Consider the following 22,317-nt stretch of genomic DNA (forward strand, 5'->3'; position numbering starts at 1 on the left):
CCTCGGCAGGTTGCCGTTGCGAGAGAGTCATCAAAGAAAGGGAACCACTCGGTGCCCACCATCAATCAGTTGGTCCGCAAGGGCCGCCAGGACAAGGTGTCCAAGAGCAAGACGCCTGCCCTGAAGGGTTCGCCCCAGCGTCGCGGCGTCTGCACCCGCGTCTACACGACCACCCCCAAGAAGCCGAACTCCGCCCTCCGCAAGGTCGCCCGCGTGCGCCTCAGCAGCGGCGTCGAGGTCACGGCGTACATCCCGGGTGTCGGTCACAACCTCCAGGAGCACTCGATCGTGCTCGTGCGCGGCGGCCGTGTGAAGGACCTTCCCGGTGTCCGCTACAAGATCATCCGCGGCACGCTCGACACCCAGGGTGTCAAGAACCGCAAGCAGGCCCGCAGCCGCTACGGCGCGAAGAAGGAGAAGTAATGCCTCGCAAGGGTCCCGCTCCCAAGCGCCCTCTCGTCGTCGACCCGGTCTACGGCTCGCAGATCGTCACGCAGCTCGTCAGCAAGGTCCTCCAGGACGGCAAGAAGCAGGTCGCTCAGCGCATCGTCTACACGGCGCTCGAAGGCTGCCGTGAGAAGACCGGCACCGACCCGGTCGTGACGCTCAAGCGCGCGCTCGACAACGTCAAGCCCGCCATCGAGGTCAAGTCCCGCCGCGTCGGTGGCGCGACCTACCAGGTCCCGATCGAGGTCAAGGCCAACCGCAGCACCACGCTGGCGCTGCGCTGGCTCGTCGGCTACGCCGCCGACCGCCGCGAGAAGACCATGGCCGAGCGCCTGATGAACGAGATCCTCGACGCGTCCAACGGCCTCGGTGCCGCTGTGAAGAAGCGCGAGGACACCCACAAGATGGCCGAGTCCAACAAGGCCTTCGCCCACTACCGCTGGTGATGCTGGTGGAGCACGTCGCAGGCGCGGCGTGCTCCGCCTCCCACCGCCCACCAACTTTTTCGAGGGACTGAGACCCAACAGTGGCTGTCGACATCACCACCGACCTCAACAAGGTCCGCAACATCGGCATCATGGCGCACATCGACGCCGGCAAGACCACCACGACCGAGCGCATCCTCTTCTACACCGGTATCTCCTACAAGATCGGTGAGGTCCACGACGGCGCAGCCACGATGGACTGGATGGAGCAGGAGCAGGAGCGTGGCATCACGATCACCTCTGCTGCGACCACGTGCTGGTGGAAGGACCACCAGATCAACATCATCGACACCCCGGGCCACGTGGACTTCACGGCCGAGGTCGAGCGCTCGCTGCGCGTCCTCGACGGCGCCGTCGCGGTGTTCGACGGTGTCGCCGGTGTCGAGCCGCAGACGATGACGGTGTGGCGCCAGGCCAACAAGTACTCGGTCCCCCGCATGTGCTTCGTCAACAAGCTCGACCGCACCGGAGCGGACTTCTTCCGCTGCGTCGACATGATGGTCGAGCGCCTCAACTCCACCCCGCTGGTCCTCCAGCTCCCGATCGGCGCCGAGAGCGACTTCCTCGGTGTCGTCGACCTGGTCGGCATGCGCGCCCTCACCTGGCGCGGCGAGACCACGATGGGTGAGGACTACGAGGTCGAGGAGATCCCGGCCGAGCTCGCCGAGCAGGCCGCGGAGTACCGCGAGAAGCTCATCGAAACGCTCGCCGAGGCCGACGACGAGATCATGGAGAAGTACCTCGAGGGCGAGGAGAACTTCACCGTCGAGGAGCTCGAGACCGCGATCCGTCGCGCGACCCTCGCCGACAAGCTCAACCCGGTCCTCTGCGGCACCGCGTTCAAGAACAAGGGCGTGCAGCCCCTGCTCGACGCCGTCGTGAAGTTCCTGCCCTCGCCGCTCGACATCGACGGCATCCAGGGTCACTCGGTCAAGGACGAGGACGAGGTCATCGTCCGCCAGCCGTCCGACGACGAGCCCTTCGCGGGCCTCGCCTACAAGATCGCCTCCGACCCGCACCTCGGCAAGCTGATCTACGTCCGGGTCTACTCCGGCAAGCTCGAGGCCGGCACGTCCGTGATCAACTCGGTCAACGGCCGCAAGGAGCGGATCGGCAAGGTCTACCAGATGCACGCCAACAAGCGTGAGGAGATCGCGTCGGTCGGCGCCGGCCAGATCGTCGCCGTCATGGGCCTCAAGGACACCAAGACCGGGCACACCCTCTGCGACCCGCAGAACCAGGTCGTGCTCGAGTCGATGACCTTCCCGGCCCCGGTGATCGAGGTCGCCATCGAACCCAAGACCAAGGGCGACCAGGAGAAGCTCGGCACCGCGATCCAGCGCCTCTCCGACGAGGACCCCACCTTCACGGTCAAGGCCGACGAGGAGACGGGCCAGACGATCATCGCCGGCATGGGCGAGCTCCACCTGGAGATCCTCGTCGACCGCATGAAGCGCGAGTTCCGCGTCGAGGCGACCGTCGGCAAGCCGCAGGTGGCCTACCGCGAGACGATCCGCCGCAAGGTGGAGAAGCACTCCTACACGCACAAGAAGCAGACCGGTGGTTCGGGTCAGTTCGCCAAGGTCGTCATCGACCTCGAGCCGAACATCGACCCGGAGACCGGCACCGGCGCCGGCTACGAGTTCGTCAACTCGGTCAGCGGTGGTCGCGTGCCCAAGGAGTACATCCCCTCGGTCGACCAGGGCGGCCAGGAGGCCATGGAGTTCGGCGTGCTCGCCGGCTACCCGATGGTCGACGTGAAGTTCACGCTGCAGGACGGCGCCTACCACGACGTCGACTCCTCCGAGCTCGCGTTCAAGATCGCCGGCAACCAGGCGTTCAAGGAGGCTGCGCGCAAGGCCAAGCCGGTCCTGCTCGAGCCGATGTTCGCCGTCGAGGTCACCACGCCGGAGAGCTTCCTCGGCACCGTGATCGGCGACATCAACTCCCGCCGCGGGCAGATCCAGGCCCAGGAGGAGCGTCACGGGGACATGGTCGTCAACGCCCTCGTGCCCCTCTCCGAGATGTTCGGGTACGTTGGCGACCTGAGGTCCAAGACCTCCGGGCAGGCGTCGTACTCGATGGAGTTCGACTCGTACGCCGAGGTTCCCACGAACATCGCCGAGGAGATCGTCAAGAAGGTCCGCGGCGAGTAAGTCGCCCCGGGCCCTCGGCCCCGCACCACCCCGTTCCACACCCACGAGTTCAAGTACAAACCCAACCAGGAGGAGCCCCAGTGGCTAAGGCGAAGTTCGAGCGGACCAAGCCGCACGTCAACATCGGCACGATCGGTCACATCGACCACGGCAAGACGACGCTGACCGCGGCGATCACCAAGGTGTTGCACGACAAGTACCCGAACCTGAACGAGGCCTCGGCCTTCGACCAGATCGACAAGGCTCCCGAGGAGCGTCAGCGCGGCATCACGATCTCGATCGCGCACGTCGAGTACCAGACCGAGGCGCGCCACTACGCGCACGTCGACTGCCCGGGTCACGCGGACTACATCAAGAACATGATCACCGGTGCCGCTCAGATGGACGGCGCGATCCTCGTGGTCGCCGCCACCGACGGCCCCATGCCGCAGACGCGTGAGCACGTGCTGCTCGCCCGCCAGGTCGGCGTCCCCGCCCTGGTCGTGGCGCTCAACAAGTGCGACATGGTCGACGACGAGGAGCTCATCGAGCTCGTCGAGATGGAGGTGCGCGAGCTCCTCTCCGAGTACGAGTTCGACGGCGACAACATCCCCGTCGTGCGCGTTGCTGCCTTCCCCGCCCTGCAGGGCGACGAGAAGTGGGGCGAGTCGATCATCGAGCTGATGAACGCTGTCGACGAGTCGATCCCGACCCCCGAGCGCGAGACCGACAAGCCGTTCCTCATGCCCGTCGAGGACGTCTTCACGATCACCGGTCGCGGCACGGTCATCACCGGTCGCATCGAGCGCGGCATCGTCAAGGTCAACGAGGAGGTCGAGATCATCGGCATCCGCGAGACCTCGCAGAAGTCGACGGTCACCGGTGTCGAGATGTTCCGCAAGCTGCTCGACGAGGGCCAGGCCGGTGAGAACGTCGGTCTGCTCCTCCGTGGCACCAAGCGCGAGGACATCGAGCGCGGCATGGTCGTCATCAAGCCGGGCACCACGACGCCTCACACCAACTTCGAGGCGTCCGTCTACATCCTCAGCAAGGACGAGGGCGGCCGTCACACGCCGTTCTTCAACAACTACCGTCCCCAGTTCTACTTCCGTACGACTGACGTGACCGGTGTTGTGACCCTGCCCGAGGGCACCGAGATGGTCATGCCGGGTGACAACACCGAGATGTCGGTCGAGCTCATCCAGCCCATCGCCATGGACGAGGGCCTCCGGTTCGCGATCCGTGAGGGTGGCCGCACCGTCGGCGCCGGCCGGGTCGTCAAGATCACCAAGTGATCTGATCCCCAGCTCCACCAGCGAGGCCCCACTCCTTCGGGAGTGGGGCCTCGTTGCACGTTCCGGGCCGCGCGCTGCGAGAATCGGCGTGTGAACGACGCCCGCCCCGCCCGTCCCCACCACAAGCTCACCGACGACGGTCGCCGCATGCGCGAGGTCCTCACCTACTCGCGGCGCGGGAGCCGCTTCACCCCGCGGCAGGCGGAGGGGTGGGCCGCCCACCAGGCCGACTGGGTGATCCCGGACGAGGCCGTCGACCGCCCGGACTTCGACCTGCTGTCGTGGTGGCCGGACCGGGACGCCCCGCTCGTCGTCGAGGTCGGCTCGGGCGTGGGCGAGGCCACCGCGGTGCTCGCCGCGCAGCGCCCCGACGTCAACGTGCTGGCCCTCGAGGTGTGGACGCCCGGGATCGCCGACGGCCTGTGGCGCGTGGCCGAGGCCGGCGCCGACAACGTCCGCTTCTGCGGGGTGGATGCTGTCTGGTCCCTGGAGCACCTCCTGGGACCCGGCAGCATCAGCGAGCTGTGGACCTTCTTCCCCGACCCCTGGCACAAGAAGAAGCACCGCAAGCGTCGCCTCGTCACCGGGCCCAACGCCGCGATGATCGCCAGCCGGCTCGCGCCCGGGGCGCACTGGCGGCTGGCCACCGACTGGGCCGACTACGCGCAGCAGATGATCGAGGTGCTCGACGCCGAGCCGCTGCTGACCGGCGGCCGGGTCGAGCGCTGGGCGGACCGACCGGTGACGCGCTTCGAGCGCAAGGGCCTCGAGAAGGACCGCGAGATCACGGACCTCACCTACACGCGCACCTGAGTCGGCAGGATCCCGCCGCAGGACGGCCGGACATCGAGGGTGGTCGGTCCGCGTCGCACCTAGGGTGCTGCGGTGACCACGACCGCGACCCGCAGCGAGCCGCGCATCCACCGCGCCTGGTGGGTGGCCGGCATCACCATGGCAGCCCTCGTCGCCGCGGCCGGCTTCCGCTCCTCGACCGGCGCGCTGCTGGTGCCGCTGGAGGAGGAGTTCGGCTGGTCGCGGGCCACCACCAGCGGCGCGGTCAGCCTCAACCTCATCGTCTACGGCCTCACCGCGCCGTTCGCCGCGGCGCTGATGGAGCGCTTCGGGGTGCGTCACGTGGTCGCCGCCGCGCTGGCCCTCGTCGCCGTCGGCTCGGGGCTCACCCTCGTCATGACCAGCCCGTGGCAGCTGTGGCTGCTGTGGGGCTTCGCCGTCGGCATCGGCACGGGCGCGCTGGCCCTGGTGTTCGGCGCGGTCGTCGCCCAGCGCTGGTTCGTGCGGCACCGCGGTCTCGTGGTCGGCATCTTCTCGGCCGCGAGCTCCACCGGGCAGCTGGTCTTCCTGCCGGCGATCGCGCAGCTCGCCGACGGCCCGGGCTGGCGCTGGGCCGCCGGTCTGGTCGCGGTCTTCGCCCTGGCGCTGGTCCCGCTGGTGCTGTGGCTGCTGCGCGACCATCCCGCCGACGTCGGCACCACGGCGTACGGCGCGGCGGCCGCCACCAGCGACGCCGTCGACCCCGTCGCGGCGCCCGCACCGCGGGCCGTCCCCGACGCGGGTGCCGGCACCGTCGCCCTGCGCACCCTCCGCGAGAGCTCGTCGAGCCGGACCTTCTGGATCCTCTTCGGCACCTTCTGGATATGCGGCTGGTCGACCAACGGGTTGATCGGCACCCACTTCATCCCCGCCGCCCACGACCACGGGATGCCGGCCACCACCAGCGCCGGCCTGCTCGCCCTGATCGGCGTCTTCGACATCGCGGGCACCATCGCCAGCGGCTGGCTCACCGACCGGGTGGACTCCCGCTACCTGCTGTGCGGTTACTACTTCTTCCGCGGGCTCTCGCTGCTCGCGGTCCCGTGGCTGCTCGGCCCGCACGTCCACCCGAGCCTGTTCCTCTTCATCCTGTTCTACGGCCTCGACTGGGTGGCGACGGTGCCACCGACGGTCGCCCTGTGCCGCCAGCACTTCGGGGCCGAGCGCGCGAGCGTGGTCTTCGGCTGGGTATTCGCCGCCCACATGGTGGGTGCGGGTGTGGCCGCCAGCTTCGCGGGCTGGGTCCGCGAGTGGCGCGGTGACTACTTCGGCGCCTGGCTGACGGCCGGCCTGCTGTGCGTGCTCGCGGCGGGCGCCTGCCTGCTGATCCCGCGGGTCCGCGAGGGTGTCACCGCGGCGACGTGACCGGCACTCCCGCCTGCTCGAGGAGCCACTCCGTGTGCAGGCGCTCCGCCTCCCGCTCGGTGCCCGGTGGCACCGCGGTGAGGTGGTCGGGGACGCCCAGCGCCCGGCAGGCGTCGGCGAGCACGTCGTCGTACGCCGCGAGCGTCGCGTCGCGTCGCACCTTGCTCGCGCCGGGGACCGGGGCGAGGACCTCGGCGCGGATCCGGTGCAGGTCCGCCACGACGCGCTCGAGGGGGCGTCCCGTCGGCTGCGGCGGGCGGCGCCGGGGCCGGCGCGCGTAACGGCCCAGGGAGCCGGCGTCCCACGCCGCTCCCACCACCAGGCCGACCACGGCGGTGAACGCCACGACGACCAGCAGGCCGATCACCATGCAGCCACGGTACGCCGCGGCCGGCTGGGAGTCACCGGCGTGCGGTGAGCCGGTCGCGCAGGGCCGCGTCGCGTCGCAGCCGGACCAGGTCGCGCTCGCGGCGCGACGCGACGACCGCGGCGAGGTAGGCCTGCGGGGAGGTGCCGGGCGGGGGCGGCGGCGCGACGTGGGCCGCGACCAGGTCGGCGAGGCGGACCCCCATCTCGTGGCGGTGCTGCGGGTCCAGGCTCGCCTGCCGGCCGAGGTACTGGCGGACCGCCAGGGCCAGCCCGGTCGGCAGGGCGGACATGTCGGCGGTCCGGGCCCACCGGGTCAGCTCGGGCGGCATCAGCGCCGGCGGCGCCAGCTGGAGCCGGACCCGGCTGCGCACGACGTACGTGCCGGCTGCGTAGTCCCCGAGCCGCTTGCCCTTGGACGACAGCATGGCGGAGAAGAACGCCGGCACCCCGGAGAAGACGTAGATCTCCACGAACCCGATGAGGGCCCTCACGAAGGCGTGCTGCGCGGTGATCGGCCCGGCGTCGTCGCGCACCGTGCGCAACCCCATCGCCAGCTTGCCGAGCGAGCGGCCGCGGGTGAGCGTCTCCACCGTCGTGGGCAGCACCAGGAAGACGAGGATGAGCGTGCCGATCAGCGCCACGTGCGCCAGGGCCCCGTCGGACTGCAGGGCCGCGATGCCGAGGACGAGGATCGCGACGACGAGGACGACGAGGGTGAGCAGCACGTCGATGAGACCGGAGACGATGCGGGCGCCGAGGCTGGCCGGGGGCAGGTCGAGGGCCACGGCCTCGCCGGTGACGTGGTCGTCGGCGGTGAGGCTGGCAAAGGTCGGGCCGGGCTCGGACATCGCCGCCAGCATAGGCTGGCCGCGTGGACCTCGACGCCTACGTGCTCACGCACTCGGCCGACTGGCGACGGCTCGACGAGCTCGCCGGCCGGCGCCGCCTCAGCGGTGCGGAGAGCGACGAGCTGGTCGAGCTCTACCAGCGGGTCGCCACCCACCTGTCCGTGGTGCGCACGTCCGCGCCGGACGCGAGCCTCATCGCGCACCTGTCCTCGCTGCTCGCCCGGGCGCGCCAGCGCACCGTCGGCACCCGGGCGACGACCTGGCGCGGCGTGCGCGACTTCTTCACCCAGCGCTTCCCGGCGGCCCTCTACCGGCTCCGGTGGTGGTGGCTGGGGACGCTCGTGGGCAACGTGGTCGTCATCGCCGTGATGATGTGGTGGCTGCTCGGCAACCCGGCCGTGGAGCAGTCACTGCTCACCCCCGACGAGGTGGACCAGCTGGTCCGCTCCGACTTCGAGGGCTACTACAGCGAGTACGCCGCCTCGCACTTCGCCGCGCAGGTCTGGATCAACAACGCGTGGGTCGCCGCGCTCTGCATCGCACTGGGGATCCTGGGCGCCCCGGTCATCTGGTTGCTCTTCCAGAACATCGCCAACCTGGCGGTCATCGGCTCGATCATGACGCGCCACGACCACGCCGGGCACTTCTGGGGGCTGATCCTCCCGCACGGGCTGCTCGAGCTGACCGCGGTCTTCGTCGCCGGGGGAGTCGGGTTGCGGCTCTTCTGGTCCTGGATCGAGCCCGGGTCGCTGACCCGGGCCCAGTCGCTGGCCCACGAGGGACGCACGGCCGGGACGATCGCCCTCGGGCTGGTCGCGGTCCTGGCCCTCAGCGGGGTCATCGAGGGGTTCGTGACCCCGTCGCCGCTGCCCACGTGGGCCCGGGTGGGCATCGGGATCCTCGCCGAGGCGGCGTTCTTCGCCTACGTCTTCGTGCTCGGCCGCAACGCGGCCCTGCGCGGGCACACCGGCGACGTCGACGCCGCCCTGCTCGAGGACCGGGTCGCCACCCAGGCCTGAGGTGCGGCCACCTCAGAGCAGACCGCGGGCCTTGAGCGCGAGGTAGTGGTCGGCCAGGAGCGGCGGCAACCGCTCGGCGTCCGCGTCGAGCACGTCGACCCCGAGCGTCCTGAGCACGCGGGCCGCGCGCTCGCGCTCGCCGAGGACCTGCGACGCCGCGGCGGCGGCGTACACCTCGTCCAGGGACCCGCGTGTCCCCACCAGGTCGCCGAGTGCGGGGTCCTTCACGGACGCGACGACCACCCGGTGGTGGCGCACGAGCGTCGGCAGGACCGGGAGCAGTCCCTCGTAGACCGCCGCGGGCTCCAGGGGGGTCAGCAGCACCACCAGCGCCCGCTGGCGACCGAGCCGGGTCACCTCGCCGGCCAGGGCCGACCAGTCGGCCTCGGCGATCACCGGCTCGAGGTCGGCCATCGCCTCCTGCAGCCGGGCCGCGATGTCGCGGGCCCCGGCGGCCCGGACCCGGGACCGGACGGTGCGGTCGCCGGCGAGGAAGTCGACGCGGTCGCCGGCGCGGGCGGCGAGGGCGGCGAGCAGCAGCCCCGCGTCCATCGCGGAGTCCAGCCGGGGCACGTCGCCGATGCGCCCGGCCGAGACGCGCGACGTGTCGAGCACCAGCACCACCCGGCGGTCCCGCTCGGGCTGCCAGGTGCGTACGACGACCGAGCGGTTGCGCGCGCTGGCCCGCCAGTCGATGGAGCGCACGTCGTCGCCGCGGACGTACTCCCGCAGCGAGTCGAACTCGGTGCCCTGGCCGCGCACCCGGACCGCCGCGCGCCCGTCGAGGTCCCGCAGGCGGGCCAACCGCGAGGGCAGGTGCTTGCGGGACTCGAAGGCCGGCAGCGAGCGGACCGTGCCCGGGACGTCGAGGGTCGCCTGGCGGCAGGCGAGCCCCAGCGGCCCGGGCACCCGGACCGTCACGCCCAGGGCCTGCAGGTCGCCGCGGCGTCGCGGGAGCAGGGGAGTGGTGAGCAGGGCGCGGGCCCCGGGACGCAGCACGACCCGGTGCCGGTTGTCGGTGGCTCCGGCGCTGGGCTGCCAGGCGTCGCGGACCAGGGCGCGCACGCCCCGGCCGGTGGCCGTGACGGTGAGGCGCGAGTCGGCCGGCGTCCCGGTCCGGACGGTGCCGGGAGGGCGGCGGGTCACCTCGAGGGACGCGGGTCGCGGCGCCAACAGCCAGTCGGCGGCCGTGACCAGGCCGACGAGAAGCAGCCACATCCACACGGTGCTCGCAGCGGGTCGCAGCACGACGGGCACCAGCCCGGCGAGCAGCAGGAGGGGGACGCGCCCGGTGATCGTCATGCTCAGCGCGGCACCGGGACCGAGCCGAGCGCGGAGGCGAGCACGGCGCTGACGTCCACGCCCTCGAGCTCCGCCTCGGGACGCAGCCCGAGCCGGTGGGCCAGGGTGGCGTGGGCCAGGGCCTTGACGTCGTCGGGAGTCACGAAGTCGCGACCGGTCAGCCACGCCCAGGCCCGGGCGGCGCGCAGCAGCGCGGTGGCCCCGCGCGGGGACACGCCGAGCGAGAGCGAGGGCGACTCGCGGGTGGCGCGGGCGATGTCGACGATGTAGCCGGTGACCTCGGGGGAGACCTGCACCTCCCGGACGGCTGCCTGGCCGGCGGCGATGTCGTCGGGTCCCGCCACCGCGGTGACGCCGGACGCCGCGACGTCGCGCGGGTCGAACCCCGCGGCGTGCCGGCGCAGGATCTCCAGCTCGGCCTCCCGGTCGGGCACCGGGAGCACCAGCTTGAGCAGGAAGCGGTCGAGCTGGGCCTCCGGGAGCGGGTAGGTGCCCTCGTACTCGACGGGGTTCTGGGTCGCCGCCACCAGGAAGGGGTGGGGCAACCGGCGCGACACCCCGTCCACCGAGACCTGGCCCTCCTCCATCGCCTCCAGCAGTGCCGACTGGGTCTTGGGCGGCGTCCGGTTGATCTCGTCGGCCAGCAGCAGGTGCGTGAAGAGCGGGCCCTCGCGGAAGGTCAGCTCCCCGGCACGGCCCTCGATGACCATCGACCCGGTGATGTCGCCGGGCATCAGGTCCGGGGTGAACTGCACGCGCTTGGTGCCGACGGAGAGCGACTGGGCCAGGGTGCGCACCAGCAGCGTCTTGGCCACGCCGGGCACCCCCTCGAGCAGCACGTGGCCGCCGCACAGCAGGGCGACGAGCAGCCCCGACACGGCGGCGTCCTGGCCGACCACCGCCTTGGCGACCTCGGTGCGGACGGCCGCGAGGCGGGCGCGGGCCTCCTCGGCCCCGATGGGTCCTGCGGTCATGTGGCACGTACCTCTCTGTCGAGCTCGGCCAACGCGGTGGCCAGGTGGATGAGTTCGTCGTCGCTGCCCGGTGGGGGAGCGGTGTCGTCGAGGAGGGCGGCCACCTCGTGGGTGGGTCGGCCGACGGCGTGGGCGACGTGCCGCACGAGGGCGTCGGTGTCCTGCGGCGGGAGCTGCAGGTGGACCGCCGCGGTCGTGCGGGTGTGCTGTCGGAGTGCGTGCACGGCGTGCGCCCGGTCCGCGGCGTCCCGGTAGAGACGACCGCGCGCGTGGGTCGTCTCCAGCGCCCGGACGGTCACCGGGAGGGGCTCGGTGGCGAGCCGTCCGAGCCGGCGACCGCGCCACCAGGCCACGGCCACCACCGTCAGGCCGCAGAGCCACACCGCGGGGAGCAGCCACGGCGGCACGAGGCTGCGCAGGCTCACGCCGTCGTCGCCGCTGAGGTCGGCCAGGTCCGGGACGTACCAGACGAGGCGGTCCTCGCGGCCGAGGAGGCGCAGGGCGGCGGTGGCGTTGTCGGCCCGCAGGACCTGGTCGTTCTCCAGGATGCCCGGGGCCCCGAGCAGCAGCAGGCCGTCGTCGGCGGAGGCGAGCCACCAGCCGTCGGGACCGCCGAAGCAGCCGGCGGTGGTGGGCCACGCGGTGGCGAGGTCCACGTCCACGGCCAGGCCCGACAACACCTCGAGGCCGCCCTCGGTGCAGCCCGCGCTCCGCGGGGAGTCCGGGACCGAGGTGGCGCCGTCGAGCTCGACGCCCAGGGCGGCGACCGCCCCCGGACCCGGGCCGGCGACCACCACGGTCGACGCACCCGCGTGGGCCAGGAGGCGTCGGGCGGTGCTGCGGCCGAGGTTGTCGGGGGAGGTGACGAGCACGGTGGTGCCGGCGCCGACGTCTGCGTCCTCGAGCTCGGCGGCCGAGCGGGCCACCTCGACGTCCACGCCCTGGTCGGCCAGCACCCGCGCCACCGCCTGGGCGCCCGTGCCGCCGGGGTTGTCGGGGTCGTGGCTGGCGGAGGTGCGGTTGCCGGTCCCGAGCAGCACCGCCACCAGCAGGGCGGCCAGCGTGCCGGCACCGATCAGCACCGTGGCGCGGTGACGCTCCCACCACCCCCTCATGCGATGCCCGCCAGCTCGTCGTCGAGGGCGAGCACCGATCGGGCCTGGCCCTCGGTGGCCACGCGGTCGCCGTACAGGACGAGGTCGAAGAGCCGGGCCCCCTCGTCGACGTGCTGCGCACGGTCGGGGTGCCGGGCGCCGAGGGCGGCGGCGAGCTCGTGGGCGGTCGCCCCGGGGGCGTCGTCCAGCAGGCCCCGCTCCACCTGGCGCACGGCCAGCGCCCGGAAGCCGTCGACCAGGGCGGTGGAGTGGTCCCCGGAGGAGTACGCCGCCTCGGCACGGGCGCGCCACTCGTCCGCGCCCACTGAGTCGTCGGGGACCGCGGCGGCCCCCTCCCGCCGCACCCCGCGGGCGGCGCGGGTGCGCGTCACCAGCCACACCAGGGCGAGCACGAGCAGCAGGCCGACGAGCAACGCGAAGAACGTGGAGAGGGGCGGCGCGGACGACGCGGCGTCGAGGGTCCGCACGATCACCCGCCGCACCCAGTCGAGCAACCGACCGAGGACGTCGTCCTCGCGGTAGTCGGCCTCCAGCAGCTCGCGGCGCAGCAGCGAGCGCCCCTCGTCCGGCGAGGGGACGAGGGGCGGTTCGGCCGGCACCAGCAGGGTCACGCGCCGATGACCCCGGCCTGCTGCATGAGGGTGATGTCGTGTCCCTCGGTGCGCATCCGCAGGTCGAGGTACTGCAGCGAGGCGACCGCGGTGGTGAACGGCGCCACGAAGGCCGCGGTCACGACGGAGCCGAGCGCCTGGCTCAGGACGAGGACGAGGAGCCCGGCCTCGCTCGGCAGGCCGCCCAGCAGCGCGGCCTGCGAGAGGAAGCTGATGGGCAGGGCGAGCACCGTCCCCGCCGCCTGGGCGATGACCACGGTGAGCAGGGCGATCCCGAAGGTGCGCCAGAAGGCGCCCCGGGTCAGGTGGTAGCCCCGGCCGATCGCACCGAAGACCCCGACCGGCTCCAGCATGAGCGCCGGCACCGGCAGGTAGTAGATGCGCACCCAGAACCACACGACGAAGGCCACGAACAGCGGCACGCTGACGAATCCGTAGACCAGCGGCTCTCGCCAGCCGTCCGCCAGCAGCACGACCGGGATCCAGCTCAGCGCGTAGACGACGATGACGAGGGTGAGGGTCAGCCCGAGCGTGGCGGTGAGGCCCACGAGCCGCCACCGCTTGCCGCGGGTCACGGCCCAGGCCTGCTCGAGGCTGAGGCGGCGACCGATCGCCGCGGCGGCGACCACGTGGGCGATCATGCCGCCGACCAGGATGAGCCCGATGGTCTGGAGGGCCGTCCCGAGGCCCAACGACCCGAGCGAGGTGACCAGCCCGCCGACGTCGCCGCTCAGCTCGCCGGTGTCGTCGACCTGCAGGGAGAGGTCGAGGCCGAGGCTGAGGAACGTCGTCACGAGGACGGGGATCGCCATGGCCACCGCGGCGACGAGCACCGCGGAGCCGACCGTGGCCTTGGGGTTGAAGCGGATGATCCGGAACGCCGCGTCGTACATGTCCGAGAGCGTGAGCGGGCGCAGCGGCACCGCGCCGGGCTTGTGGGCGGCGCCGAGCATCCCCGGTTGCACCGGACGGGGCACCGGCACCGGCTGCTGTCCGTACGACGCGACGTACGGCGCCGTGGGCTGGCTGCCGGGCGGTGGCGGCTGCTGCCCGGGGGACCCGGGCGGCGGGAACTGCTCGGTCATCGGACCCCCGTCTCGTGAGTGCGTCAATCCTGTCAGGTCCGGTGACACCGCGCCCCGGGACGGGCGTTCCGGGGCCGCGGACGTTTCGATTTGGCGCACTCCCGGATCTCTGCCAAGATATCCAGGTTGCTCCGGCGGGTCCCACCAGACCACGCGCACGGATGCGGCACCACATTGATCACTGAATCGCGTCTCCCGGATCGATCTCAGTGCTCTGCGTGCGCCGCACCGGCTCGGTCGTCTGGCGGAGGCCCGATCAAGCCCGACGAACCGGTCGGGTGCCACCCGCAACACCGTCGAGACTCGCGTCTCGTGTCGTGCCAACACCGGCGACACGCCCGACCGCGGGGGTCGGCGGAGGTGGTGGAGAGACAGGCGGTGCGGCCTCACCCGACGAGGCCGTGTCGTGAAACAAGGACCAGAACGCGGTACCTCCTGGCGGGGTACGAGATCGATAAGGACGAGAGAGACCTATGGCGGGACAGAAGATCCGCATCAGGCTCAAGGCCTATGACCACGAGGTGATCGACACCTCGGCGCGCAAGATCGTGGACACCGTCACCCGCACGGGTGCGAAGGTCGCCGGCCCCGTGCCGCTGCCGACCGAGAAGAACGTGTTCTGCGTCATCCGCTCGCCCCACAAGTACAAGGACTCACGCGAGCACTTCGAGATGCGCACGCACAAGCGCCTCATCGACATCATCGACCCCACGCCGAAGACGGTCGACTCGCTCATGCGTCTCGACCTGCCTGCTGGTGTCGACATCGAGATCAAGCTCTGAGGTATCTGCGATGACCGGAACTTTTGAACGCAATGTCAAGGGACTGCTGGGCACCAAGCTCGGCATGACCCAGCTCTGGGACGAGAACAACATCGTCGTCCCCGTGACCGTGATCGCTGCTGCGACCAACGTCGTGACCCAGGTCCGCTCGCCCGAGACCGATGGCTACAACGCCATCCAGGTCTCCTACGGCGAGATCGAGGCCCGCAAGGTCAACAAGCCCGAGGCCGGCCACTTCGGCAAGGCCGGGGTGACCCCGCGTCGTCACGTCGTCGAGATCCGCACGTCGGACGCCGCGTCGTACTCCGTGGGCCAGGAGCTCTCTCCCGAGCTCTTCGCGGCCGGCGACGAGATCGACGTGACCGGCACCAGCAAGGGCAAGGGCTACGCCGGTGTCATGAAGCGTCACGGCTTCCATGGTGTCGGTGCCTCCCACGGTGCCCACCGCAACCACCGCAAGCCGGGCTCGATCGGTGCCTGCGCCACGCCGGGTCGTGTCTTCAAGGGCACGCGCATGGCCGGTCGCATGGGTAACGACACCGTCACGACCCAGAACGTCACGGTCCACGCCGTCGACGCCGAGAAGGGCCTGATCCTGCTCAAGGGTGCCGTTCCCGGCCCCCGCGGCGGTCTCGTGGTCATCCGCTCGGCTGCCAAGAAGACGCAGGAGGCCTGAGCATGGCTGTCAAGACCGTCAAGGTTGACTTCCCCGCCGACATCTTCGGCGTCGAGGTCAACGTCCCGCTGATCCACCAGGTCGTCGTGGCCCAGCAGGCCGCGGCCCGCCAGGGGACGCACTCGACCAAGCGTCGCGGCGAGGTTCGCGGCGGTGGCCGCAAGCCCTACAAGCAGAAGGGCACCGGTCGCGCCCGTCAGGGCTCGACCCGCGCTCCCCAGTTCGCCGGTGGTGGCGTCGTGCACGGCCCCAAGCCGCGCGACTACGACCAGCGCACGCCCAAGAAGATGAAGGCCGCCGCCCTGCGCGGTGCCCTCTCGGACCGGGCCCGCAACGGTCGCATCCACGTCGTGGACGGCCTGGTCTCCGGTGACAAGCCGTCGACCAAGCTCGCGCTCACCTCGCTGGCCACGCTCAGCGACCGGGTGCGCTTCCTCGTGGTGCTCGAGCGCTCCGACGCGCTGACCTGGCTCTCGCTGCGCAACGCGCAGCAGGTGCACATCGTCGCCGTCGACCAGCTCAACACCTACGACGTGCTGGCGTCCGACGACGTGGTCTTCACGCAGGGCGCCTACGACGCCTTCGTGAACGGCACCGCGAGCAGCTCCCAGGCCCAGGAGGACGACAAGTGAGCACCCTGCACAAGGACCACCGCGACATCCTGATCGCGCCGGTCGTCTCCGAGAAGAGCTACGGGCTCCTCGACGCCAACAAGTACACCTTCATCGTCCGTCCGGACGCCAACAAGACCGAGATCAAGATCGCGGTCGAGAAGGTCTTCAACGTCAAGGTGACCTCGGTCAACACGATCAACCGCCAGGGCAAGACCCGCCGTACCCGCACCGGGCTCGGCAAGCGCGCCAACACCAAGCGCGCCATCGTCAGCCTGGCTGAGGGTCACCGCATCGACATCTTCGGCCAGGTCGGCTGACCGCCGGAATAGGACTGATCACACATGGCAATCCGCAAGTACAAGCCGACCACCCCGGGCCGTCGCGGCTCCTCGGTGGCCGACTTCGTCGAGATCACCCGGACCACGCCGGAGAAGTCGCTGACGCGTCCGCTGCCCAAGAAGGGCGGCCGTAACAACCAGGGCCGGATCACCACCCGGCACCAGGGTGGCGGCCACAAGCGCGCGTACCGCATCATCGACTTCCGTCGCTACGACAAGGACGGCGTGCCGGCCAAGGTCGCTCACATCGAGTACGACCCCAACCGCACCGCGCGCATCGCGCTGCTGCACTACGCCGACGGCGAGAAGCGATACATCATCGCGCCGAAGGACCTGTCGCAGGGCACTGCCGTCGAGTCGGGCGCCAACGCCGACATCAAGCCGGGCAACAACCTCCCGCTGCGCAACATCCCCGTCGGTACGACGATCCACTGCGTGGAGCTGCGTCCCGGCGGCGGCGCGAAGATCGCCCGCTCGGCCGGCAACTCGGCCCAGCTGGTCGCCCGCGAGGGCAGCCGCGCGACGCTCCGCATGCCCTCGGGCGAGATGCGGTACGTCGACGTCCGGTGCCGCGCCACGGTGGGCGAGGTCGGCAACGCCGAGCAGTCCAACATCAACTGGGGCAAGGCCGGCCGCATGCGCTGGAAGGGCAAGCGCCCGACCGTCCGTGGTGTCGTCATGAACCCGGTCGACCACCCGCACGGTGGTGGTGAGGGCAAGACGTCCGGTGGTCGCCACCCGGTGTCGCCCTGGGGCCAGCCGGAGGGCCGCACGCGCAAGCGCAAGGCCTCCGACTCCCAGATCATTCGTCGTCGCAAGTCCGGCAAGGGTAGGAAGTAACCGACATGCCTCGCAGCCTGAAGAAGGGCCCCTTCATCGACGACCACCTTCAGAAGAAGGTGGACGCCGAGAACGCGAAGGGCAGCCACAACGTCATCAAGACCTGGTCGCGCCGGTCGATGATCGTGCCCGACATGATCGGCCACACCATCGCCGTGCACGACGGTCGCAAGCACGTTCCCGTGTTCGTCACCGACTCGATGGTCGGTCACAAGCTCGGTGAGTTCGCTCCGACGCGCACCTACAAGGGTCACGTCAAGGAAGACCGGAAGGGGAAGCGTCGATGAGTGTCACCGAGCGCCGGCGCACCAGCGCCCGCCGCGAGACCCTGCTGGGTGACCAGCCGGGCGCCTTCGCGGCCGCCCGCTTCGTGCGGATCACCCCCATGAAGGCCCGCCGTGTCGTCGACATGGTCCGCGGTCTTCCCGTCGACGAGGCCCTGGCCCTGCTGCAGTTCGCTCCGCAGGCCGCCTCCGAGACCGTCTACAAGGTGCTGGAGAGCGCCATCGCCAACGCCGAGACCACCGAGGGCCTCGCCACCAACGACCTGGTCGTCTCGGTCGCGATGGTCGACGAGGGCCCGACGATGAAGCGTTGGCGTCCGCGTGCGCAGGGTCGTGCGACCCGGATCAACAAGCGCACCAGCCACATCACTCTCGCGGTGCAGCCGGCCGAGGTCGCCGCTGCCAAGACCGTGAAGAAGAACGGAAAGGGTGCCTGATGGGCCAGAAGATCAACCCGAACGGCTTCCGTCTCGGCATCTCGACCGACCACAAGAGCCGCTGGTACGCCGACAAGCTGTACAAGGCGTACGTCGGCGAGGACGTCGCCATCCGCAAGCTGCTCTCCAAGGGCATGGAGCGGGCCGGCATCTCCAAGGTGGAGATCGAGCGCACCCGTGACCGCGTGCGCGTCGACATCCACACCGCGCGTCCCGGCATCGTCATCGGTCGCCGTGGCGCCGAGGCCGACCGCATCCGCGGCGAGCTCGAGAAGCTCACCGGCAAGCAGGTGCAGCTCAACATCCTCGAGGTCAAGCAGCCCGAGATCGACGCCCAGCTCGTCGCCCAGGGTGTCGCCGAGCAGCTCGCGGGTCGCGTGCAGTTCCGTCGTGCCATGCGCAAGGCCATGCAGACCTCGATGCGCTCGGGTGCCAAGGGCATCCGGATCCAGTGCTCCGGCCGCCTCAACGGCGCCGAGATGTCGCGCACCGAGTTCTACCGCGAGGGCCGCGTCCCGCTGCACACGCTGCGTGCCGACATCGACTACGGCTTCTACGAGGCCAAGACGACCTTCGGCCGCATCGGCGTGAAGGTCTGGATCTACAAGGGCGAGGTCGCCGGCACCCGTGCCGAGCGCCAGGCCCAGGCTGCTGCCCGCGCCGGTGCGCCGGGTCGCGGTGGCAGCAACCGTCCCGCCCGTGGCGGCGAGCGTCCGAGCCGTGGCTCGCGCGCCGACCGTCCGGCCCGCAGCGACCGTACCGACGCTCCGGCGACCGAGGCTCCGGCCGAGGCGACCGCCGGTGCCGGTGAGGCCGCCTCCACCGGACAGGAGGGCTGAGCACCATGCTGATGCCCCGTCGTGTCAAGCACCGCAAGCAGCACCACCCCAAGCGGACCGGTGCGGCCAAGGGTGGCACGAAGCTCGCCTTCGGCGACTTCGGCATCCAGGCGGTCGAGGGTCACTACGTCACGAACCGTCAGATCGAGTCGGCTCGTATCGCGATGACCCGTCACATCAAGCGTGGCGGCAAGGTGTGGATCAACATCTACCCCGACCGCCCGCTGACCAAGAAGCCTGCCGAGACCCGCATGGGTTCCGGTAAGGGTTCCCCCGAGTGGTGGGTTGCCAACGTCAAGCCCGGCCGCGTCATGTTCGAACTTTCCGGTGTCGACGAGGTGACTGCTCGTGAGGCCATGCGCCGCGCGATGCACAAGCTTCCGATGAAGTGCCGGTTCGTCTCCCGCGAGGCAGGTGAATTCTGATGGCAACAAGCAAGCTGAACGCCCACGAGCTCGACGAGCTCAACCCGGTCGACCTCGAGGCCAAGCTGCGGGAGGCCAAGGAGGAGCTGTTCAACCTCCGCTTCCAGGCGGCCACCGGCCAGCTCGAGAGCCACGGCCGGCTCCGTACGGTCAAGAAGGACATCGCCCGGATCTACACCGTGGTGCGCGAGCGTGAGCTCGGAATCCGCGCCACCCCGGGCACGAGCACTGAAGAGGCAAGCGCATGAGCGAGACGACTGAGAGCACCCCGCGCAACTCGCGCAAGGTCCGTGAGGGCCTGGTGGTGAGCGACAAGATGGACAAGACCATCGTCGTCACCGTCGAGGACCGTGTGAAGCACGCCCTCTACGGCAAGGTCCTGCGCAAGACCTCGCGCCTGAAGGCACACGACGAGGACAACCAGTGCGGCATCGGCGACCGGGTCCTGATCATGGAGACCCGCCCGCTGTCCGCCACGAAGCGCTGGCGCCTGGTCGAGGTCCTCGAGAAGGCCAAGTGACCTGAGACCGACAGCCTCGTGCTGCTCGGCCTCCCGCTACATCTTCCACACATCAGTTCGGCCAGGCTCGCTCCCCGCTGAGGGGGCGAGAACCAGCTCGACAACCAGGAGAAATCAATGATCCAGCAGGAGTCGCGACTCAAGGTCGCCGACAACACCGGTGCGAAGGAGATCCTGTGCATCCGTGTTCTCGGTGGCTCGGGCCGTCGCTACGCCGGCATCGGTGACGTCATCGTCGCCACCGTCAAGGACGCGATCCCCGGTGGCAACGTCAAGAAGGGCGACGTCGTCAAGGCCGTGATCGTGCGCACCGTCAAGGAGCGCCGCCGCGCCGACGGTTCCTACATCCGCTTCGACGAGAACGCCGCCGTCATCCTCAAGAACGACGGTGAGCCTCGGGGCACGCGCATCTTCGGCCCCGTCGGTCGTGAGCTGCGCGAGAAGCGCTTCATGAAGATCATCTCGCTCGCCCCGGAGGTGTTGTGAGAGATGGGTAAGAACACCATGAACATCAAGAAGGGCGACACCGTCAAGGTCATCGCCGGCAAGGACAAGGGTGCCCAGGGCAAGGTCATCTCGGTGCTCCGTGAGGAGCAGCGGGTGATCGTCGAGGGTGTCAACCGCGTCAAGCGCCACACCAAGGCCGTCCAGGGTGGCAACACCGGCGGCATCATCACCGCCGAGGCGCCGATCCACGTCAGCAACGTCATGCTGGTCGAGGGTGACGACGTCACCCGCCTCGGCTTCCGTCGCGACGAGGTCACCAAGCGTCGTCCCGACGGCTCGACGTACTCCGCGGAGCGCTCCGTGCGCATCTCGCGCAAGACCGGGAAGGAGATCTGAGATGACCGAGACCACCGACAAGGTCACCCCGCGTCTCAAGACCCGCTACCGCGAGGAGATCATCCCCGCGCTGCAGTCCGAGTTCGACATCAAGAACATCATGCAGGTCCCCGGTCTCACCAAGATCGTGGTCAACATGGGTGTCGGCGAGGCCGCTCGCGACTCCAAGCTGATCGAGGGCGCCATCAAGGACCTCACCGCGATCACCGGTCAGAAGCCGTCGGTCACGAAGGCTCGCAAGTCCATCGCGCAGTTCAAGCTCCGCGAGGGCATGCCGATCGGCGCGCACGTCACGCTGCGCGGCGACCGCATGTGGGAGTTCCTCGACCGCCTGCTCTCGCTGGCGCTGCCCCGCATCCGCGACTTCCGTGGGCTCTCGCCCAAGCAGTTCGACGGCCGCGGCAACTACACCTTCGGTCTCACCGAGCAGGTCATGTTCCACGAGATCGACCAGGACAAGATCGACCGGTCGCGAGGCATGGACATCACCGTCGTGACCACCGCGACCACCGACGACGAGGGTCGTGCGCTGCTCAAGCAGCTCGGCTTCCCCTTCAAGGAGAACTGACATGGCAAAGACTGCGCTCAAGGTCAAGGCCGCCCGCAAGCCCAAGTTCGCGGTGCGCGGCTACACCCGCTGCCAGCGCTGCGGCCGGCCGAAGGCGGTCTACCGCAAGTTCGGGCTGTGCCGCATCTGCCTTCGGGAGATGGCGCACCGGGGCGAGCTGCCCGGCGTGACCAAGTCCTCCTGGTGACCTGTCCTCCCTCCTCACCCCCTTCTAAACGATCGCTGCAGGTCGCGCCTGAGATGCAGGCGCGAAACCACGGTGGAGAAAGGGCCTCACGGCCATGACGATGACTGACCCGATCGCAGACATGCTCACGCGTCTGCGCAACGCCAACCAGGCGTTCCACGACGAGGTGTCGATGCCTTACAGCAAGATGAAGGCCGGCCTCGCCGAGATCCTCCAGCAGGAGGGCTACATCACGTCGTTCGACGTCAAGGAGCCTTCCGAGGGCGAGGTCGGCAAGACGCTGACCGTCACCCTGAAGTACGGCCGCAACCGCGAGCGTTCCATCGCCGGCGTGCGCCGCATCAGCAAGCCCGGCCTCCGGGTCTACGCCAAGAGCACGGGCCTGCCCAAGGTGCTCGGCGGCCTGGGGGTCGCGATCATCTCGACCAGCCAGGGCCTGCTCACCGACCGTCAGGCGAACCAGAAGGGCGTGGGCGGCGAAGTCCTCGCCTACGTCTGGTGACCCCGGACCACTGAGACCAAGAAGGAGATAGAGAAGCATGTCGCGTATTGGCAAGCTCCCCATCACGGTCCCGTCCGGTGTCGACGTCGCGATCGACGACGCGCTGGTGACCGTCAAGGGCCCCAAGGGCACGCTGAGCCACACCGTGGCCCAGCCCATCAAGGTGGCGAAGTCCGAGGACGGCGTCCTCGAGGTGACCCGCCCCAACGACGAGCGTGAGAGCCGTTCTCTCCACGGTCTGACCCGCACCCTGATCAGCAACATGGTGGTGGGTGTCACCGAGGGCTACGAGAAGAAGCTCGAGATCGTGGGCGTGGGTTACCGCGTGCTGCCCAAGGGCCCCACGCAGCTCGAGTTCCAGCTCGGCTACAGCCACCCCATCGTGTTCGACGCCCCCGAGGGCATCACGTTCACCACCGAGGGCCCGACCAAGCTCGGCGTCGTCGGCATCGACAAGCAGCTCGTGGGTGAGGTCGCGGCCAAGATCCGCAAGCTGCGCAAGCCGGAGCCCTACAAGGGCAAGGGCGTCCGTTACTCCGGCGAGCACATCCGCCGCAAGGTCGGAAAGGCTGGTAAGTGAC

31 protein-coding genes are annotated in these 22,317 nt (G+C 70.1%); 24 read left to right on the forward strand and 7 right to left on the reverse strand.

Annotation, left to right across the window (positions count from 1 at the left end; genetic code table 11):
• Positions 1-51 precede the first annotated feature (51 nt).
• The 6 genes from rpsL to ASG88_RS09180 all read left to right on the forward strand — a co-directional run bounded on the left by rpsL (position 52) and on the right by ASG88_RS09180 (position 6,558).
• Positions 52-423, forward strand: coding sequence for a 30S ribosomal protein S12 (gene rpsL, locus ASG88_RS09155; RefSeq protein WP_056599611.1), 372 nt, complete (start codon positions 52-54; stop codon positions 421-423).
• Positions 423-893, forward strand: coding sequence for a 30S ribosomal protein S7 (gene rpsG, locus ASG88_RS09160; RefSeq protein ID WP_056887101.1), 471 nt, complete (start codon positions 423-425; stop codon positions 891-893). The genes rpsL and rpsG overlap by 1 nt, the downstream gene beginning before the upstream one ends.
• Before the next feature lie 80 nt (positions 894-973).
• Entirely contained in the window at positions 974-3,088 is a 2,115-nt protein-coding gene (gene fusA / locus ASG88_RS09165; protein WP_082600175.1) for an elongation factor G, read from the forward strand.
• An 80-nt stretch (positions 3,089-3,168) separates the two neighbouring features.
• Entirely contained in the window at positions 3,169-4,362 is a 1,194-nt protein-coding gene (gene tuf / locus ASG88_RS09170; protein WP_056887102.1) for an elongation factor Tu, read from the forward strand.
• Between the two features lie 90 nt (positions 4,363-4,452).
• Positions 4,453-5,175 carry a tRNA (guanine(46)-N(7))-methyltransferase TrmB gene (gene trmB / locus ASG88_RS09175; RefSeq protein ID WP_056887103.1) on the forward strand — a complete coding sequence of 241 codons (723 nt, stop codon included), beginning with the start codon at positions 4,453-4,455 and terminating at the stop codon, positions 5,173-5,175.
• A gap of 72 nt (positions 5,176-5,247) precedes the next feature.
• Positions 5,248-6,558 (forward strand): MFS transporter, encoded by a 1,311-nt coding sequence (locus tag ASG88_RS09180; protein ID WP_056887104.1) that lies wholly within the window; start codon positions 5,248-5,250, stop codon positions 6,556-6,558.
• On the opposite strand, the gene ASG88_RS09185 is transcribed toward ASG88_RS09180, so the two are convergent.
• Both ASG88_RS09185 and ASG88_RS09190 read right to left on the reverse strand, forming a co-directional pair.
• Entirely contained in the window at positions 6,542-6,928 is a 387-nt protein-coding gene (locus tag ASG88_RS09185; protein WP_056887105.1) for a hypothetical protein, read from the reverse strand. The two genes, ASG88_RS09180 and ASG88_RS09185, sit on opposite strands and share 17 nt — an antisense overlap.
• 31 nt (positions 6,929-6,959) lie before the next feature.
• Positions 6,960-7,775, reverse strand: a complete 816-nt coding sequence (locus ASG88_RS09190) for an RDD family protein (protein ID WP_082600248.1) — start codon at positions 7,773-7,775, stop codon at positions 6,960-6,962.
• A gap of 23 nt (positions 7,776-7,798) precedes the next feature.
• On the opposite strand from ASG88_RS09190, the gene ASG88_RS09195 reads away from it, so the two are divergent.
• On the forward strand, positions 7,799-8,794 hold the full coding sequence (locus ASG88_RS09195) for a stage II sporulation protein M (RefSeq protein ID WP_056887107.1): 996 nt from the start codon (positions 7,799-7,801) through the stop codon (positions 8,792-8,794).
• 12 nt (positions 8,795-8,806) lie between these two features.
• On the opposite strand, the gene ASG88_RS24045 is transcribed toward ASG88_RS09195, so the two are convergent.
• The 5 genes from ASG88_RS24045 to ASG88_RS23320 are packed head-to-tail and all read right to left on the reverse strand — an operon-like array spanning position 8,807 to position 13,881.
• Positions 8,807-10,096: a DUF58 domain-containing protein gene (locus tag ASG88_RS24045; protein ID WP_056887108.1), complete on the reverse strand. Its 1,290-nt coding sequence runs from the start codon at positions 10,094-10,096 to the stop codon at positions 8,807-8,809.
• 2 nt (positions 10,097-10,098) lie between these two features.
• The gene (locus tag ASG88_RS09205) at positions 10,099-11,070 is read right to left on the reverse strand and encodes an AAA family ATPase (protein ID WP_056887109.1); all 972 of its coding nucleotides are present in this window, start codon (positions 11,068-11,070) and stop codon (positions 10,099-10,101) included.
• Positions 11,067-12,185: a DUF4350 domain-containing protein gene (locus ASG88_RS09210; protein WP_082600176.1), complete on the reverse strand. Its 1,119-nt coding sequence runs from the start codon at positions 12,183-12,185 to the stop codon at positions 11,067-11,069. The genes ASG88_RS09205 and ASG88_RS09210 overlap by 4 nt, the downstream gene beginning before the upstream one ends.
• Positions 12,182-12,796, reverse strand: a complete 615-nt coding sequence (locus ASG88_RS23315; protein ID WP_056887111.1) for a DUF4129 domain-containing protein — start codon at positions 12,794-12,796, stop codon at positions 12,182-12,184. Before ASG88_RS23315 ends, ASG88_RS09210 begins: the two co-directional genes overlap by 4 nt.
• Positions 12,793-13,881 carry a hypothetical protein gene (locus ASG88_RS23320; protein WP_056887112.1) on the reverse strand — a complete coding sequence of 363 codons (1,089 nt, stop codon included), beginning with the start codon at positions 13,879-13,881 and terminating at the stop codon, positions 12,793-12,795. The genes ASG88_RS23315 and ASG88_RS23320 overlap by 4 nt, the downstream gene beginning before the upstream one ends.
• A gap of 473 nt (positions 13,882-14,354) precedes the next feature.
• Between ASG88_RS23320 and rpsJ the strand changes: the two genes are divergently transcribed.
• From rpsJ to rplF, 17 genes are all read left to right on the forward strand, one after another.
• Entirely contained in the window at positions 14,355-14,663 is a 309-nt protein-coding gene (rpsJ, locus tag ASG88_RS09225; RefSeq protein ID WP_007078637.1) for a 30S ribosomal protein S10, read from the forward strand.
• Positions 14,664-14,673: 10 nt separating this feature from the next.
• Positions 14,674-15,339, forward strand: a complete 666-nt coding sequence (gene rplC, locus ASG88_RS09230) for a 50S ribosomal protein L3 (protein ID WP_056887113.1) — start codon at positions 14,674-14,676, stop codon at positions 15,337-15,339.
• Between the two features lie 2 nt (positions 15,340-15,341).
• Positions 15,342-15,971 carry a 50S ribosomal protein L4 gene (gene rplD, locus ASG88_RS09235; RefSeq protein ID WP_056887114.1) on the forward strand — a complete coding sequence of 210 codons (630 nt, stop codon included), beginning with the start codon at positions 15,342-15,344 and terminating at the stop codon, positions 15,969-15,971.
• Positions 15,968-16,270, forward strand: coding sequence for a 50S ribosomal protein L23 (gene rplW / locus ASG88_RS09240; protein ID WP_056887115.1), 303 nt, complete (start codon positions 15,968-15,970; stop codon positions 16,268-16,270). Before rplD ends, rplW begins: the two co-directional genes overlap by 4 nt.
• Positions 16,271-16,294: 24 nt before the next feature.
• Positions 16,295-17,131 carry a 50S ribosomal protein L2 gene (rplB, locus tag ASG88_RS09245; RefSeq protein WP_056887116.1) on the forward strand — a complete coding sequence of 279 codons (837 nt, stop codon included), beginning with the start codon at positions 16,295-16,297 and terminating at the stop codon, positions 17,129-17,131.
• Positions 17,132-17,136: 5 nt separating this feature from the next.
• Complete coding sequence (gene rpsS / locus ASG88_RS09250; protein WP_056887117.1) at positions 17,137-17,418, forward strand: 30S ribosomal protein S19; 282 nt, start codon at positions 17,137-17,139, stop codon at positions 17,416-17,418.
• Positions 17,415-17,852 carry a 50S ribosomal protein L22 gene (rplV, locus tag ASG88_RS09255; protein ID WP_056887118.1) on the forward strand — a complete coding sequence of 146 codons (438 nt, stop codon included), beginning with the start codon at positions 17,415-17,417 and terminating at the stop codon, positions 17,850-17,852. The genes rpsS and rplV overlap by 4 nt, the downstream gene beginning before the upstream one ends.
• Positions 17,852-18,691, forward strand: coding sequence for a 30S ribosomal protein S3 (gene rpsC / locus ASG88_RS09260; protein WP_056887119.1), 840 nt, complete (start codon positions 17,852-17,854; stop codon positions 18,689-18,691). Before rplV ends, rpsC begins: the two co-directional genes overlap by 1 nt.
• A 5-nt stretch (positions 18,692-18,696) precedes the next feature.
• Positions 18,697-19,116, forward strand: coding sequence for a 50S ribosomal protein L16 (gene rplP, locus ASG88_RS09265; protein WP_056887120.1), 420 nt, complete (start codon positions 18,697-18,699; stop codon positions 19,114-19,116).
• Positions 19,116-19,364 (forward strand): 50S ribosomal protein L29, encoded by a 249-nt coding sequence (rpmC, locus tag ASG88_RS09270; protein ID WP_056887121.1) that lies wholly within the window; start codon positions 19,116-19,118, stop codon positions 19,362-19,364. The genes rplP and rpmC overlap by 1 nt, the downstream gene beginning before the upstream one ends.
• The gene (gene rpsQ, locus ASG88_RS09275) at positions 19,361-19,636 is read left to right on the forward strand and encodes a 30S ribosomal protein S17 (protein ID WP_056887122.1); all 276 of its coding nucleotides are present in this window, start codon (positions 19,361-19,363) and stop codon (positions 19,634-19,636) included. Before rpmC ends, rpsQ begins: the two co-directional genes overlap by 4 nt.
• Before the next feature lie 117 nt (positions 19,637-19,753).
• Positions 19,754-20,122 carry a 50S ribosomal protein L14 gene (rplN, locus tag ASG88_RS09280; protein WP_056887123.1) on the forward strand — a complete coding sequence of 123 codons (369 nt, stop codon included), beginning with the start codon at positions 19,754-19,756 and terminating at the stop codon, positions 20,120-20,122.
• Positions 20,123-20,125: 3 nt separating this feature from the next.
• Complete coding sequence (rplX, locus tag ASG88_RS09285) at positions 20,126-20,479, forward strand: 50S ribosomal protein L24 (protein WP_056887124.1); 354 nt, start codon at positions 20,126-20,128, stop codon at positions 20,477-20,479.
• 1 nt (position 20,480) lies between these two features.
• Entirely contained in the window at positions 20,481-21,047 is a 567-nt protein-coding gene (rplE, locus tag ASG88_RS09290) for a 50S ribosomal protein L5 (RefSeq protein ID WP_056887125.1), read from the forward strand.
• Between the two features lies 1 nt (position 21,048).
• The gene (locus ASG88_RS09295) at positions 21,049-21,234 is read left to right on the forward strand and encodes a type Z 30S ribosomal protein S14 (RefSeq protein WP_011757321.1); all 186 of its coding nucleotides are present in this window, start codon (positions 21,049-21,051) and stop codon (positions 21,232-21,234) included.
• 94 nt (positions 21,235-21,328) lie between these two features.
• The gene (gene rpsH / locus ASG88_RS09300; protein WP_056887126.1) at positions 21,329-21,736 is read left to right on the forward strand and encodes a 30S ribosomal protein S8; all 408 of its coding nucleotides are present in this window, start codon (positions 21,329-21,331) and stop codon (positions 21,734-21,736) included.
• A gap of 37 nt (positions 21,737-21,773) precedes the next feature.
• Positions 21,774-22,316, forward strand: a complete 543-nt coding sequence (gene rplF / locus ASG88_RS09305; protein WP_056887127.1) for a 50S ribosomal protein L6 — start codon at positions 21,774-21,776, stop codon at positions 22,314-22,316.
• Position 22,317 lies beyond the last annotated feature (1 nt).

The sequence above is a fragment of the Nocardioides sp. Soil777 genome (assembly GCF_001428425.1).
GTDB classification, from domain to species: Bacteria; Actinomycetota; Actinomycetes; order Propionibacteriales; family Nocardioidaceae; genus Nocardioides; species Nocardioides terrigena.